We start from the raw sequence: 14,813 nt of genomic DNA on the forward strand, positions 1-14,813 counted from the left end.
GGTCGGGCCGGGCGCGGGCTCCGGCTTGCGGACCGGGTCCGGGCCGGGGGGCGGCTCGGGGAGCGGCTCCGGGTCGACCGGCGGGACGGGCTCCGGCTCGGGGATGGGCTTGGGCGCGGGCACCGGCGTCGGCTGCGGCTCGGGCTCCGGGCTCGGCTCCGGCGGAACGGGACCCGGACCGGGGCGCGGGCCGGGGGTGGGCCCGGGCCGCGGCGGCACGTGCGGCTCCAGCGGACCGGGGTCGGGGATCGTGTCGCTGTCGGGCTCGGTGAGGCGCTCGGCCACCGGCTCCGCGGCCGGCTCAGTGACCGGCTCTGCCACCGGCGTGGGCTGCGGCTCGGGCGCCGAATCCGCGGTGCGCGCGTCGCCGCTCTGCTGCGACGGCAGGGGCGCGCGGAGGGGCTCGGCGGCCGCAGGCTCCGTGGCCTTCGGCTCGGGCGCTTCCGCGGGGGCGCTCCCCTCCGCGGGGGCGGTTCCCTCCGCGGAGACCCGCGGGCGGGCCACGACCGGATCGGGGCGGGATTCCGTAAGAGAGGGGCCAGGGGACTCCGTGCGCGCCTCGCCGGAGGCGCCCCGTGGCGCGGGCTCCTGCGAGGGCGCGGGCACGGAAGGCGGCGCGCTCTGCTGGGGCAGGCTGGCGTCGTCTCGCTCGGCCGTCGCTGTCCTGGACCGGCCGAACGCGTTCCGCAGCAGACTCCGAATGCCCATGTGGAGTAGTCCTTCACGTGTCTCGGGAGCTATGAAATGTCCGTGTTGCGGGTATACGTCCCCCGGGGGGACGGTGACGTAAGGCTAGCCGCCCCCCTATTCCCCGCATGCTCAGACCCTCGCGAGGCACACGCGGCCGCCCCACGCACGGGGGACGGGCCCTACGCCCACTTGGGGTCACGGAAGTTCACGCCGCGTCAGGGCCGCACGCCACGGGCGTCGTTTTCACGCCACTGGGAACATGAACCTCCGGCTCACCGCCGCAGCGGTCGTACGTAGACCTCCAAGGCGTCCCCCACGTCCCCCGCCGCGGGCGGGCGCACCTGCCCCGCCCGCTGCCAGCCCCACGCGCGGCGGGCGGCCTCCGCCGCCGGGTCGTGGGCGTCCGCGGGGGCCATGACCAGCGCCGCGAGCGCCGCGCCGCTGCCGGACAGCAGCCGGTCGTGCAGGCGCCGGCCGATGCCCTGGCGGCGGTGGCGGGGCGCGACCACGAGCTCGGCGACCGCGAAGACCCGGCCGGCGGCCGTCAGCTCCTCCAACTCGCCGGGGACGGGGCCGAGGAAGCCGTGCCACCGTTCGCTGTCGCGCGCGAGCGGATAGCCGTACGCGCAGCCCACCGGGCCTCCGGCGTCGGCGAGCACCAGGTCGAAGCCCGGCCGCACGGAGTGCTCGGCGAGCCGCTCGCGGAAGCGGGCGCGGCTGTGGAAGTGCTCCACGAGCGGCTCCGGCCCGGCCGCCGGCCCGGCCGCCGGCCCGGCCGCCGGGGCGGGCTCGGGCCCGCGGTGGCCGACCACGTGCGGGCGCGCGTAGGCCGTGACGTGCAGATCCGCGAGCTGGTCGCGGTACTGGTCGGCCTGCCAGCGGCTCAGCCTGCGAAAGAAGACGTCACCCATGCGCCCTTCTTGCCCAGCGGAACCCGTACCCACCCTCCGGCGCGGACGGTTTCCGGGACGATAACGGCGGGCGGCCGACAGGACACGCGCAGGACAAGAGCAGGGTAAGAAATCGGTCCAGGGCAACCCTGTCCGCCCATTCCGGCCTCTTCATCGGTGAGTATCGCGTTACCGAACACGAGTACCCACCGCGGGGGCAGGGAGTTGAGTGCGCATGAGCCTGACCAGCAGGTCACTCCTGTACACGGTGGTGTTCGTCGCCGCGGTCTGCGTGGGCCTCACCGTCTGGCTGTGGCCGCGGCTCTCCGGGCGCGGCGTGCTGCCGGTGCTGGGGCGGCTCGGCGCGATCCTCGTCACGCAGTTGACGATCATGTCCTCGGTGCTGCTCGCGGTGAACTCCGCCAACAGCTTCTACGGCACGTGGGGCGAGCTGATCGGCCGGTACGACCGGTCGCCGGGCGAGGTCACCCAGCTCACCGAGAACGGCGGCGGCCCCGGCGCCGCGGCGGTCGACACGGGCAAGGGCGGGCTGGTGAAGCACACCGGCACGGAAGGCATCGACAAGACCGACATCCCGCAGGGGCCCAAGGAGAAGGTCGGCACGGTGGAGTCGGTGCGGCTGGTCGCCCGCCGGGCGGGGGTCGTGGAGCCGGCGTTCGTCTACCTGCCGCCGCAGTACTTCCAGGAGCAGTACAAACGGCAGCGCTTCCCCGTGATCATCGCCATCAGCGGCTACCCCGGCGGCATCACGAACCTCTCCCACTTCCTGCGGGTGCCGAGGACGGCGAGCGAGCTGATCACCGACCGCCGCATGCAGCCGACCGTGATCGTGATGGTCCGCCCGACCATAGCCCCGCCGCGCGACACCGAGTGCGTGGACGTCCCCGGCGGCCCCCAGTCCGAGACCTACTTCACCAAGGACCTGCCCGAAGCCCTGAAGAGCGCCTACCGCGTCGGTCACGAGGCCAGCGCCTGGGGCGTCATGGGCTACTCCTCGGGCGGCACGTGCGCGCTCGAACTCGCCATGCGGCAGCCCGGAACGTATCCGGTGGCGGGCGCCCTCTCCGCCGACTACAAGATCAAGAACGATCTGACCACGGGAAACCTCTTCGGCGACGGTGAGGAGGGCGAGAAGAACAAGCGCGAGCACGACCTGATCTGGCGGCTGAACAACCTGCCCGCCCCGCGGGTCTCGGTGCTCGTCACCAGCAGCAAGGAAGGCGAGAAGAACCTCAAGGAGACGGAGAAGTTCCTCAAGGCCGTCAAGGAACCGATGACCGCCGCGAAGATCATCCTCCCGACGGGGAGCCACAACTTCACCACCTGGCGGCGGGAAATCGCGCCGACGCTGGAGTGGATGGGCAAGCAGATGACGTTCCCGCAGGACGTGAACAACTGACGGCACGACGAGGGTCAGTCCGGTCCGCTCAGCTCCTCGCTCAGCCACGAGAACGCGGCCGGGTACATGGAGATCCACGTGTGGTAGTTGTGCCCGCCCGCCGGCGCCACCATCGTCCGCAGCCGCACGCCACTGCCGATCGACGCCTGCCGGAACTGCTCGATGAGCGAAGGCGGGCTGGAACGGTCCTGCCGTGACGTCGCCAGGAACAACCCGACGCCCGCGTCGTCGGTGTGCGCCACGAGCCACGTCGGGCTGTTGCGCTCGCGCAGCCGCGGGTCGGGCAGCGCGCCCTGCGCCCCCGTCAGCGGATCCGGGTCGAGGGCCGCGCCCGCGCCGAAGACCCGCGGGTACTGCAGGGGGAGCTTGGCCGCGCAGTAGCCGCCCGTCGAGATGCCCAGCAGGCCCCATGAACGGGGGTCCTTGCCCGTCCGGAAATGGTGCCGGATCAGATCCGGCACGTCCCGGGAGAGCCAGGTGGCGACCTTGTGCCCGGGGACGTCCGAGCAGTCCGTGTCCAGCCCGCCGGGGTCGATGACCGGCACGGCCAGGATGAACGGGCGGCTCGCCCCCGCCTGCAGCAGCTTCGCGTAGTCCCCCGGCATGTGGCCCTGCTCCAGCCAGGACTGCGGCGAACCCGGCACGCCGTGCAGCAGCATCACCACCGGAAAGGGGGACCGGCGGTAGCGCGGGTCGTCGTACTGCGGAGGGGTCCACACCATCACCTGGCCCGACAGCGCCGAATGCGGCCCGCGGACGTACGTCTGCCGCATCCCCGCGTCGCCGCGCAGGAAACGGGCGCGCTCCGGCGGCGGGCCCGGCATCGCCACCGGGCCGCCGCCGGTGCGCCCCAGAAGGTCGTCCCAGGAGGCGTAGAGGCCGTAACTGGTGTTGATCCAGGCGGCAACGACGCAGATGGCGGTCGCCTGACACAGGCCGATCAGGAGGACGCGGGACGCCCAGCGGACGGCGGCCGGGCCGGGGATGCGCGACCAGAGCAGCAGAGTGGCCAGCACGGTGCAGACCGTCGCCGCGGCCAGCGCGGCGAAGAAGGCGGTTCCGGTGAGACTCATCGCTGGCGCGCTCCCTCGGCTCCCTCGCTTCGTCCCGCTCCGTCCATAGATACACGCTGGAAGCGGCACAGAGCGGGAGGAGATGCACGGCCGGAGGCGCACGTTGGCTTGTTCGCTCTCCTCCCTTGACGCCGGTGTGCTGCATACGCTCGACGCCGCGGGCGCTCCCGGGTACCGGCTGCGGCCGCCGGATGCCCAGCCCCGCACCGCGCGCAGCGGCGCGCGGGCCCCATCGACCCGGAGGCGTGCCGTGGCCAAGCAGGACCGTGCGATCAGGACTCGACAGAACATCCTGGAAGCGGCCGCGGTGGTGTTCGACGAACGGGGCTACGACGCCGCCACGATCAACGAGATCCTCGCGCGGGCGGAGGTGACCAAAGGAGCGCTGTACTTCCACTTCCCCTCCAAGGAAGACCTCGCGCACGCCGTCATCGACGCCCAGGCCGAAGCGACGTCCGCCCTGCTCGACCTCCCCGGGGGCTGCCGGATGCAGCGGCTCGTCGACCTCGGCATGGTCTTCTCGCACCAGCTGCTGACCGACCCCGTCCTGCGTGGGAGCGTCCGGCTCACGATGGAACACGGGTCGCCCGCGCTCCACCGCAGCGGGCCCTTCACCGGGTGGACCGAGCTGCACACCCGGCTCCTGGTGGAGGGCAAGGAACGGGGCGAAGTCTTACCGGACGTCGTGCCGTGGGAAGTGGCCGAACTGATCGTCGGAGCGTTCGGGGGGATCAACGCGCTGTCGCAGACGCTGTCCGACCGTGCGGACCTGGAACGGCGCGCGATCGTCCTCTACGAGCACCTCATGCCCTCCGTCGCCGTCCCCGCCGTCCTGGCCCGCCTGGACATGGCCCCGGGCCGCGGAGCGCGGGCGCTCGCCGCGCTGGAGCCGGTGGGAGTGGCCTGATGGGCCCCTGCCCGCAGGGGCGGGGGGTGCGTGGCGCGCCACGATGACGCTGCCGCGTCCGGCGGTGCGGTGCGGTGCGGGCTGCGGCCCGGGGTTGCTCGGGCACCGCCGGAATGCGCCGCTGTGGTTTCGCACCGCTGCGGCGGGGGAGTGTGCGGGCTCGGCCCGGTGTTTTCTTCCGCCGCGGCGGTGGTGCGCCGCGGCGGTGGTGTCCGGCGGTGCCGTGCGGGCTGCGGCCCGGGGCCGGTTGGGCACCGCCGGGGTGCGTCGTTGTGGTTTCGCGCCGTTGCGGCGGGGGAGTGTGCGGGCTCGGCCCGGGCGGCGTGGGCCGGGGCCGGAGTGGTCGGTGCCGGTGCTGGGGCGGCGGGGCCTGGGCTTTTCTTTCCGCCGCGGCGGTGGTGCGCCGCGGCGGTGGTGTCCGGCGGTGCCGTGCGGGCCGCGGGGCGGTCGGGCACCGCCGGGATGCGCCGTGTTGGCTGGGCGCCGTTGCGGCGGGAGGAGCGCGGGCCGGGCCCGTCGGGTTAGTTGGGGCCGGCTGCTAGGGCGGTGGGCCGGACCCCGGACAGGGTGTCGAGGGCCACGTCCAAGAGGGCCTCGCGCCGTTCCTCCGTCGTGCCGGCCAGCGCCTCCGGCGCGAACGCCCCGAAGTGGACCGTCATCACCGCGCTCGCCACCCGCGCGTGACACCCGAACGCCAGGTCACCCGCGTGCATCAGCCGCGAGATCGCGGTGACGCGCTCGCGCAGTTCCCGGCCGATCGCCAGGTCCCGCAGCGTCGCCTGGTTCTCCTGCAGGATGTGGTAGATCGGCATCGCCGATCCGAGCGCCACGCTGTAGCGGCGCAGCAGCTCCCGCTTGGTTTCCATCGTGGGTGGTTGTTCCTCCGCCCAGGCGATGAGTTCGTCGACCGGCCTGCCCAGATCCCTGGAGATCGCGCTGAGGATGTCCTCCTTCGTCTTGAAGTGGTAGTACAGCGCCGCCTTCGTGACGCCGAGTTCCTCGGCGATCTCCCGTAGCGACGTCTTCTCGTAACCACGCGAGACGAAGAGGTCCAGGGCCGTTTTCTGGATGCGCTCCCGGGTGTCGCTCCTGCGCGCCTGAGGGGTGCTGCCCATGGGTCTCTCCTGCCGTTGTCGTGAACCTGTCGCCCCCCAGCTGAACCTACTTGACGCCCGGTTAGCTGGCAGCCTACCTTCCTGCCGATCCCAACTGGCCGCGCTTGCAAGCAACAAGCAGGTGGACGTGCCGGTCCGCCTCCGGACACGCCGGGGGGAGTGGAGATCATGCCGCAGAAAGAGCCCCCGGCGGAGGGCGCAGCGGCCGACCGCGACACCACCGACACGCAATACGTACATTGTCGTGGTCAGAATGGTCGCGTGGTAGCCAAGTGGCCATAGAGGCGCCCGACATGGGCCGCGTCAGCATCGTTCCCCGGACACCCCGTGAGGCGTGCATCGTCACCCATTCCTTGACATACGTGCTTGACGACCCACAAGTCACGTCTTACGTTCTCCCTGACTAGTCAACCGGCCGGTAAGTGAGCGCGGGGCGCGCGTCCGGGGCCGGCGGGCGTCGGAGGGGGATCCGAATGGTGAAGGCGGACATGGTCCTGGACGTGATCTGCGTCCACTCCTACATCGGTTACACGCGCCTCGTCCGCGCGGCCGAGCGCATGCGCGCGCAGGGCACCGACGTCGCGATCACCTTCCGCCCCTACGAGATCGCCCCGGCCGCCTCCGACAGCCCGCAGCCCCTGATGCCCGTACTGGAGCGCATGCTCGGCCCGTACGCCGCGACGCAGGCCGAGATCTTCACCTGGCAGGCCGCCCGCGACGGGCTGGAACTGCGCTACGACCGGGCCGTGGCCACCGGCAGCTTCCGCGCCCACCTGCTCATCGGCCGCGCCGCCGAGCAGGGCCTGGCCGAGCCCGTCGTCGAACGGCTCTTCCGCGCCCACTTCACCGACGGGCTGCACATCGCCGGTGAACCGGTGCTGCGGGCCATCGCCGAGGAGTGCGGGGTCGACCTCGGTCCGGGCGGGGCGGGCACGTTGGCGAAGGGGTCGGAGGAAGCGGACGAGCTGCGCGGGCAGTTGCACCGGCTGCGACGCCACGGCGTCCCGGCGCCACCGGTGTTCAGGATCGGCGACGGCCCCATCCTGCTGGGCGCACAGAGCGAGGGCGTGCTGTACGAGGCGATGGCGGCGACGGCGCGCACCGTCGACGCCGCCTTCTGACGGGGGCGCTCGCCGACGGCGGCGTCCTCGCGGCCGTCCAGGGCGGCCAGTACCGACCGCCGGCAGTATGAACAGCATTAACGGTATTAACGGTATTAACCGTATTGCCTTCCGTGCCGCGCACCGTATTTACATTTGTCCGGCAGTCCTACGTGTGGCGCCCGCACTGGCTCGAATGAGTGAAAGCCCGGAACTTCCGAATAGTCCCGGAGTTATTCAGAACGCTTTCCCAGTGGGGGCGCTACACGATCGAAAGGCTTAGGACGTGCTCAAGAAGGCAATTGCGACGACCGCCCTCGCGGTGTCCGCGGTCGGCACCATCTCCGGCCCCGCGATGGCTATCGGGAACGACCAGGACGTTGCCAACGGCAACGCCGCGAAGACCGGTTACGGCAACACGCACACGGGCGGCAAGGAAAGCCCGCAGATGAGCCTGATCCAGGGCACGCTGAACAAGCCGTGCCTCGGCATCGGCAAGATCGGTGTCCAGTCCGTGCTGGCGCTCCTCAACATCGGCATCCAGGACATCCCGATCCTCACGTCGCAGCAGCAGCAGCAGTGCACCGACAACTCCACGATCAGCGACGGGGACGACCCGCTGTCGCACATCCTGTCGGAGATCCCGATCATCTCGGGCAACGGTTCCGGGAACAAGAGCGACGGCGGTCACCACGGCGGCCACGGCGGTCACCACGGCGGTCACGACGGCTACGGCCACAACGGCTTCGGTCACGGCGGCTTCGGCGGTCACTGAGCCGTCAGCGCGTAAGTCCCCTGCGGCGGGTGTGCGGGCCCCGCTGCAGGGGGCTTTCCCTTTTCGAAGTCCCGGACCATTCCGGGGCAATCCCCCGGCGGTCGCGCGGGCGCTGGGCCGAAGGGGTGAAGGGGCGGGCGCGGTAATAACCTCACGGAATTTTCCCGGTTAGGCAGAGAGCTCCCGTAATTCGTCGAGCCAGAACGAGGAACCAAGCGTGATCAAGAAAGTAGTGGCCACGACCGCACTCGTGGCTTCCGCGGCCGGCGTGTCGGCGAGCCCCGCCATGGCCGTCGGCAACGGCCAGGACGTTGCGAACGCCAACGGCGCGGGTCAGATGTACGGCAACACCTGGACGGGCGGCTACATGAGCCCGCAGATGGGCCTGATCAACGGCTCGCTGAACAAGCCGTGCATCGGCATCGGCAAGCTCGGTGCCCAGTCGCTGCTCGCCCTGATCAACATCGGTCTCCAGGACATCCCGATCCTCTCCTCGCAGCAGCAGCAGTCCTGCACGGAGAACTCCACGATCAGCGACGGGGACGACCCGCTGTCGCACATCCTGGACGAGATCCCGATCATCTCGGGCAACGGCTCCTGGAACAGCGAGCGTCACCACGGCGGCCACCACCGTCACGAGGGTGGTCACGACGACCACTGGGACCGCCACGACCACGGCCGTTACGACCACGACCACGGCCGTTACGACCACGGTGGCCACGGTGGCTACGACCACGGCGGTCACCACGGGTACGGGCACCACGACGACGGGCACCACGGTCACTGATCCGCTGACCCGTCACTGATCCGGCCCGCCCGGTACACAGCAGTCCCCCACGCGACGAACGCCCCCGCTCCCCGGGGGCGTTCGTCGCATGCTTCAGCGCACCCCGGCGTGCAGCCAGTCGACCTTGTCGTACATCTCGTCCGTGGTGAGGGAGCAGAGCATCCGGTTGCGCGCGCGGGCCGCGTCCCCCGCCGGGTGGTACAGCTGCCGGCCCATCTCGCGGGCCACCAGCTGTGTGCGCGAAGTGCGCTCGCAGCGCGCCGCGTTGTACTTCTCCAGCCGCCGCCCCAGGGAGGCCTCGCCCGGCTCCGCGCCCTGCAGCAGCTCGCCGAGCAGCACCGCGTCCTCCAGCGCCATGCACGCGCCCTGCGCGGCGTACTGCAGCATGGGGTGCGCGGCGTCACCCAGGAGCGTCACCCGGCCGTCCGTCCAGTCCGGCACCGGGTCGCGGTCGCACAGCACCCACGCCCGCCAGCCCCGGCCGAGCTCCAGCAGCCGCCGCGCGGCGTGGCCCAGCTCGGGGAACTCGGCGATCACGTCGTCGGCCGGCACCGGCAGCCCCGCCACCGGGTCGGTGGCCGCGTCGTCCCGGGTGGCCGCCAGGTTCAGGCACTTGCCGCCCGCGATGGGGTAGTGCACGAAGTGCCACTTCGGCCCGGCCCACAGGGTCACGCTGTTCCAGCGCAGCTCCTGCGGCACCTGCTCCATGGGGATCACCGAGCGGTAGATGGTGTGCCCGGACACCCGCGGTTCGCCGTCGCCCACGAGCTGCCGGCGCACGGCCGAGCGGATCCCGTCGGCACCGATCAGCACGTCGCCGCGGAAGGGGCGGCCCGTGCACGTGACGGCGGTGACACCGGTCGCGTCCTGCTCGTAGCGCACCACGTAGTGGCCGCCGAGGAGGGTGACCGCGGGGTGGGCGCGGCACGCGTCGAGCAGCGCCTGGTAGAGGTCGCCGCGGTGCACGACGGCGTACGGATTGCCGAAGCGCTCCCGGTAGGCGCCGGTGAGCGGCATGCGCGTGATGCGCTCGCCCGTCGTGCCGTCCATGAACTGCAGCTCGTCGATGAGCACCGCCCGCGCGCGGACCTCCGCGCCCACGCCGAGCCGGTCGAGGGCGTGGAAGGCGTTGGGGCCGAGCTGGATGCCCGCGCCGACCTCGCCGAAGACGTCGCTGCGCTCCAGCACGGTCGCCCGGTGACCCTGGCGGGCCACGGACACGGCGGCCGCGAGACCGCCGATGCCGCCCCCGGCGATAAGGATGTTGGCCATGTCGTCTCTCGCAGTCCTCTCGGTGACGCGGGGCTCTCGGTGACGGAGGCGAGGCTCTCGGTGACGCGGGCTCTCGGAGCCGTCAGACGGCGGTCTTGCGGTCCAGGACCAGGTCGTGGCCGACGACGTAGGACGCCTCGTCCGAGGCGAGCCACAGCACGGTGTCGGCGATCTCCTCCACCTTGGCGCCGCGGCCCAGCGGGCACGGGCTGATCGCATTGATGCGGATGCCCTTGTCGATGTATTCGCGCGCGGCGGTCTGGGTGAGGGTGCTCACCGCCGCCTTCGACGCGGCGTACGCGCCGAGACCCGGCAGCATGCCCTGGCTGCCGATGTTGCTGGCCGTATTGACGATCACGCCGCCGCCGTTGCGCTCCATGTGCGCGATCTCGTGCTTCATGGACAGCCAGACACCGGTCAGATTGGCGGCCAGGGTCTCGCCCCAGACGCTTTCGCTGATCTCCGCCACCGGCTGGTCGGGGCCGAGTTCGGTGACATTGTTGAAGGCGACGTCCAGCCGGCCGTGCCGTTCGACGACGGCGGCCACGATCGCCTCCGCGTCGGAGGCGTCGCCGTTCTCGCCGTGGTGGGTCACGTCGGCTATTCCGCAACTGGCGCTGCCGCCCAGCGCCTTGATCTCCTCAACGGTGTCGTGCAGCATTTCCGGGTGCCGGCCGGCGACCACGACCTCGGCGCCCTCCCGTGCGAACGCGAAGGCGGCAGCGCGGCCGATGCCCTCGCCGCCCCCGGTGACCAGGACAACTTTGCCTGTGAATCGCTTGGACATCGCGTATCTCCTGATTCCTGATTCCTGTTTCCGCGCCTGCCGGGTCGGGTGCCGGGTGGTGTGCTGCGTCGGGTGCCGGGCGGGCGCCGGTCGTGCCGGGCCGCATCAACTGAGTCCAGCATCAGGGGAGTCGGGTGCGCGGCGAATATGCGCGCGGCGCACTTCGTCAGGTGGAAAGGGCGCGGTCGGAGGCGGTTCGCGGCACCTGACGCAGTAGGGGGAGGGCCTTTGACCGGGGTCCGGAATGCGGCGAAGACTTCCATGGACCGGCTGACCGCTGACCGGCTGATGCGCTGACCGGCTGACCGCCGGCCGGCCGGCCGTCGTTTCGCCCGCCCGCTTCTCCCGATTCTCCCGCTTCTCCCTCTTCTCCCATTCCCGTCGTCCGCCGCCTCAGGAGAACGCATGATCACGCTTTCGTGGACCCGCAAGGTCGACGCCGCAGAAACCGGCGATGCCACCGGTACCTCCTGCACCACGCGCGAGCGGTTGTGGAGGGCCCTGCTGCACAAGGCCGAGAACCCCGTCGGCTACGTGCCCGCCATCAGCGAGTGCCGGGTCCTGGAGCGCTACGACGACGGGTTCCTGCGCGAGGCCCGGCGCGGCTCGCAGCTCCTCGTCCAGCGCGTCACCCCGGACGCCGCCGCGGGCCGCATCACCTTCCGGCACGCGGACGCCTCCGACCTCGCGGTGATCACCAACCAGATGGGCGAGGACGAGGACGGCGACCTGACCCTCACGCTCAGCATCACCCTGACCGACGCCCCCTCCTCGGCCGTGCTCCGCGAGAACTCCTACCTCCACGAACTCGACGCCGATTTCGCCGCGACCCTCGACGCCATGACGGCGGTCCTGCGGCGCAGCGCCCTGCAGGTGGCCGACGATGCGTGAGCACCGGCCGCGCGGGGCGTACTCCCGTCGCCAGGTCGTCGCCGGTGCCGCCGCCGTGGGTGCGGCGGCGGCGCTGGGCGGCCCGGCGGGGAGGGCGCTGGCCGACGGACCGGGGCCCGGTGGCGAGCAGGCCGCCTCCGGAGCGCTGACCGTCCGCCCCTCCGACCGCCGCTACCCCGACCTCGTCTGGGGCGCCAACCGCCGCTGGGTGGGCACGCCCGACGCCGTACGCCTCGTCGGATCGGCCGACCACGTGCTCGCGGCCGTCCAGGAGGCCGTCGACACGGGCCGCAAGCCCGCCGTGCGCAGCGGGGGCCACTGCTACGAGAACTTCGTGACCACGGACGACGTACGCCTCGTCATCGACATGGGCTCCATGGACCGCGTCGGCTACGACGCCGGTCGGCGCGCGTTCTTCATCGAGCCCGGCGCCCGCCTGGGCGACGCCTACCGCGCGCTGTACCGGGGCTGGGGCGTGACCGTGCCCGGCGGCACCTGCCCCTCGGTGGGCGCGGGCGGGCACATCGTGGGCGGGGGATACGGTGCGCTGTCCCGGCTGCACGGGCTGGTCGTGGACCACCTGTACGGGATCGAGGCGGTCGTCGTCGACGCGAAGGGCACCGCACGGAAGGTGGTCGCCACGCGGGAGGAGAGCGACCCCAACCGGGAGCTGCTGTGGGCACACACGGGCGCGGGCGGAGGCGCGCTCGGAGTGGTCACGCGGTATCTGATGCGGGCGCCGGGGGCCGGCGGGGCCGACCCCGCCGGGCTGCTGCCGCAGCCGCCGTCCGAGGTGCACGTCTCCACGGTGACGTGGCCGTGGGAGGGCATGACCGAGGCGGCGTTCACCACGATCCTGCGGAACTACGGCCGGTGGTGCGAGCGCAACAGCGCGCCCGGATCGCCGTACGCGAGCCTGTTCAGCCAGCTGAAGCCGACGCACAAGTCCGCCGGGTCGTTCTCCATGACGACGCAGATCGACGCGTCCGTGCCGAACGCCTCCGGGCTGCTCGACGCCTTCCTGGCCGCCGTCGCGCAGGGCGTGGGCGTCCGCTACCGGGTGGACGACCGCCGGACGATCTCCTGGCTGCACGCCACCACGTCCTGGCCGGGCTTCACCGCGCCCGACACCACGACCCGTTTCAAGGCCAAGTCGGCCTACATGCGCAAAGGCTTCCCGGAGGACCAGCTCAAAGCGTTCTACCGGCACCTGACCCGCGACGACTTCTCCGGGCCCCTGTCCGTGGTCATGATCAGCGCGTACGGGGGCCGGGTGAACGCGGTGGGACCGGCGGAGACGGCCGTCCCGCAGCGCGACTCCGTCATGAAGCTGCACTACATCACCTTCTGGCAGGACGCCGCGGACGACGAGCGGCACCTGACCTGGATCCGCGAGTTCTACCAGGACGTCTACGCGGCCTCCGGGGGCGTGCCCAGACCGGGCGACGTGACGGACGGCTGCTTCGTCAACTACGCGGACGCCGACCTGAACACGGCGCGATGGAACGGGTCCGGAGTGCCGTGGCACGAGCTGTACTTCAAGGGGAACTACCGCAGGCTGCAGGCGGTCAAGGCGCGGTGGGACCCGAGGGACGTGTTCCGGCACGAGCAGTCGGTGAGGCTGCCGGGGCAGGGGTGAAGTGCATGTCGGAAAGATCAGAAAGATCAGAAAGATCGGGAATATAAGAAAGATCGGAAAGAGGGAAGACATGTCCTCCGGTAACGCACCGGCTCCGGGCGCGGTCGCGCGCACCGGACGCGGTTTCGCCCTGCTGGGCGCCGTGCAGGTCGTTCTGATCCTGGCCATCACGATGCTGTCGCCGGCGCTGCCGGCGATCCAGCACGACCTCGGGTTGTCCGGCGCGCAGCTGACGCTCGTCAGCGCCGCGTACGGGCTGTCGTTCAGCGGCCTGCTGATGCTCGGCGGGCGGCTGGCGGATCTCATGGGGCGGCGCCGGGCGCTGGTGGCCGGGGCCGCGGTCTTCGGGCTGGCCTCGGCGGCCGCCGGCCTCGGGCCCGGCTTCGCCTTCCTGCTCGGGGGCCGCTTCGTCCAGGGCGTCGGGGCGGCGCTCGCGGCCCCCGCCGCGATGTCCCTCGTCCGCTCCCTCTACCCCGACGAGACCCGGCACGCGCGCGCCCTCGCCGTGTGGGGCGGGCTGGCCGGCTTCGGGGCGACGGCGGGGATGCTGCTGTCCGGGACGGTCTCGACGTGGGTGTCGTGGCGGTGGTCGTTCGTGGTGCCCGTGGCGGTCTCGCTGATCGCCGTGGCCGCGGCGCGGCGGGTGCTGCCCGCGGGTCCCGACCCGGTGCGGGTGCGGCTGGACGTGCCGGGCGCGGTCCTGGTCACGGCCGGGCTGACCGTCATGAGCTACGGGCTCGTCGAGGCGGGCGAGCGGTCCTGGGGCGAGGGCGTCGTGTGGGGGCCGATCGCGGCCGGGGCGCTGCTGCTCGCCGCGTTCGTGGCGGTCGAGCTGCGGGTGTCGCACCCGCTGGTGCCGCTGGGGTTCCTGGCCCGCAGGCACCGGGCCACGGCCCTGTGGGCCGTCTTCATCGGCTCGGCCGGCATGTCGACCATCTTCTTCCTGCTGTCCCTGTACTTCCAGGAGGTGCGGGACGCCTCCCCGCTGCTGACGTCCGCCGCCTTCCTCCCCTTCAGCGCGGCGCAGGTCGTGACCGGCATGCTGGCCGGGCGGCTCATCGGGCGGTTCGGGGGACGCGCGGTCACGGTGGGCGGGCTGCTGGTCGCGGCCGCCGGGCTCGTGCTGATCGGACAGCTGGGCGCCGGCAGCGCCTACGCCGGCACCCTGCTCGCCGGCCTCATCGTCTTCCCGGTGGGCATCGCATGCGTCTTCTCGGGGTCGACCGTCGTCGCCCTGGAGGACGTCGAGGACGAGCGCGCCGGGCTCGCGGGCGGCGTCGTCAACACGGCCATGGAGGTCGGCCCCACGGTCGGGCTGGCCGTCCTCGTCTCCCTCGCCACCGCACACGCGAGCAGCCTGCGGGACGCGGGGGAGAGCGCCGGGGCGGCGACGAGCTCCGGGTACGCCTTCGCGCTGCTGATCGCCGCGGCGGCGTTCGCGGCCAGCGCGGTGGTCTCGGCGGTGCT

General features: G+C 72.0%; 11 protein-coding genes and 3 pseudogenes. 8 read left to right on the plus strand and 6 right to left on the minus strand.

All coding sequences use genetic code 11. The features are described 5' to 3' along the window. A pseudogene (locus ACSNOG_RS27535) lies at positions 1–708 on the minus strand (hypothetical protein); the annotation flags it as partial. Between the two features lie 254 nt (positions 709–962). Further along, the gene (locus ACSNOG_RS27540; RefSeq protein ID WP_436755402.1) at positions 963–1,601 is read right to left on the minus strand and encodes a GNAT family N-acetyltransferase; all 639 of its coding nucleotides are present in this window, start codon (positions 1,599–1,601) and stop codon (positions 963–965) included. A gap of 214 nt (positions 1,602–1,815) precedes the next feature. On the opposite strand from ACSNOG_RS27540, the gene ACSNOG_RS27545 reads away from it, so the two are divergent. After that, positions 1,816–3,000, plus strand: coding sequence for an alpha/beta hydrolase (locus tag ACSNOG_RS27545; RefSeq protein ID WP_436755403.1), 1,185 nt, complete (start codon positions 1,816–1,818; stop codon positions 2,998–3,000). 14 nt (positions 3,001–3,014) lie between these two features. Here the strand turns inward: ACSNOG_RS27545 and ACSNOG_RS27550 are convergent, their stop codons facing one another. After that, positions 3,015–4,073 carry an alpha/beta hydrolase gene (locus tag ACSNOG_RS27550; protein WP_436755404.1) on the minus strand — a complete coding sequence of 353 codons (1,059 nt, stop codon included), beginning with the start codon at positions 4,071–4,073 and terminating at the stop codon, positions 3,015–3,017. Between the two features lie 250 nt (positions 4,074–4,323). On the opposite strand from ACSNOG_RS27550, the gene ACSNOG_RS27555 reads away from it, so the two are divergent. After that, positions 4,324–4,980 (plus strand): ScbR family autoregulator-binding transcription factor, encoded by a 657-nt coding sequence (locus ACSNOG_RS27555; protein ID WP_436755405.1) that lies wholly within the window; start codon positions 4,324–4,326, stop codon positions 4,978–4,980. 521 nt (positions 4,981–5,501) lie between these two features. Here the strand turns inward: ACSNOG_RS27555 and ACSNOG_RS27560 are convergent. Continuing rightward, positions 5,502–6,095 (minus strand): TetR/AcrR family transcriptional regulator, encoded by a 594-nt coding sequence (locus tag ACSNOG_RS27560; protein WP_436755406.1) that lies wholly within the window; start codon positions 6,093–6,095, stop codon positions 5,502–5,504. Between the two features lie 473 nt (positions 6,096–6,568). Here ACSNOG_RS27560 and ACSNOG_RS27565 point away from each other — a divergent pair, with 473 nt between their 5' ends. The 3 genes and pseudogenes from ACSNOG_RS27565 to ACSNOG_RS27575 all read left to right on the plus strand — a co-directional run. Next, positions 6,569–7,216 carry a DsbA family oxidoreductase gene (locus ACSNOG_RS27565; protein WP_436755407.1) on the plus strand — a complete coding sequence of 216 codons (648 nt, stop codon included), beginning with the start codon at positions 6,569–6,571 and terminating at the stop codon, positions 7,214–7,216. A gap of 265 nt (positions 7,217–7,481) precedes the next feature. Further along, positions 7,482–7,868: pseudogene (locus tag ACSNOG_RS27570) on the plus strand (rodlin); the annotation flags it as partial. 319 nt (positions 7,869–8,187) lie between these two features. Then, positions 8,188–8,574 (plus strand): annotated as a pseudogene (locus tag ACSNOG_RS27575) (rodlin); the annotation flags it as partial. Between the two features lie 276 nt (positions 8,575–8,850). Here ACSNOG_RS27575 and ACSNOG_RS27580 read toward each other — a convergent pair. After that, complete coding sequence (locus ACSNOG_RS27580) at positions 8,851–10,029, minus strand: 3-hydroxybenzoate 6-monooxygenase (protein WP_436755408.1); 1,179 nt, start codon at positions 10,027–10,029, stop codon at positions 8,851–8,853. A gap of 82 nt (positions 10,030–10,111) precedes the next feature. Continuing rightward, the gene (locus ACSNOG_RS27585) at positions 10,112–10,816 is read right to left on the minus strand and encodes an SDR family NAD(P)-dependent oxidoreductase (protein WP_436755409.1); all 705 of its coding nucleotides are present in this window, start codon (positions 10,814–10,816) and stop codon (positions 10,112–10,114) included. A 405-nt stretch (positions 10,817–11,221) separates the two neighbouring features. Here ACSNOG_RS27585 and ACSNOG_RS27590 point away from each other — a divergent pair, with 405 nt between their 5' ends. From ACSNOG_RS27590 to ACSNOG_RS27600, 3 genes are all read left to right on the plus strand, one after another. Beyond that, positions 11,222–11,707 carry an AtaL-like protein gene (locus ACSNOG_RS27590; RefSeq protein WP_436755410.1) on the plus strand — a complete coding sequence of 162 codons (486 nt, stop codon included), beginning with the start codon at positions 11,222–11,224 and terminating at the stop codon, positions 11,705–11,707. After that, positions 11,700–13,346: an FAD-binding oxidoreductase gene (locus ACSNOG_RS27595; protein WP_436755411.1), complete on the plus strand. Its 1,647-nt coding sequence runs from the start codon at positions 11,700–11,702 to the stop codon at positions 13,344–13,346. The genes ACSNOG_RS27590 and ACSNOG_RS27595 overlap by 8 nt, the downstream gene beginning before the upstream one ends. A gap of 70 nt (positions 13,347–13,416) precedes the next feature. After that, positions 13,417–14,813, plus strand: a 1,397-nt coding sequence (locus ACSNOG_RS27600; RefSeq protein ID WP_436755412.1) for an MFS transporter, incomplete at its 3' end; no start/stop codon positions are given.

Source organism: Streptomyces sp. URMC 124, assembly GCF_051386455.1.
Lineage (GTDB): Bacteria > Actinomycetota > Actinomycetes > Streptomycetales > Streptomycetaceae > Streptomyces.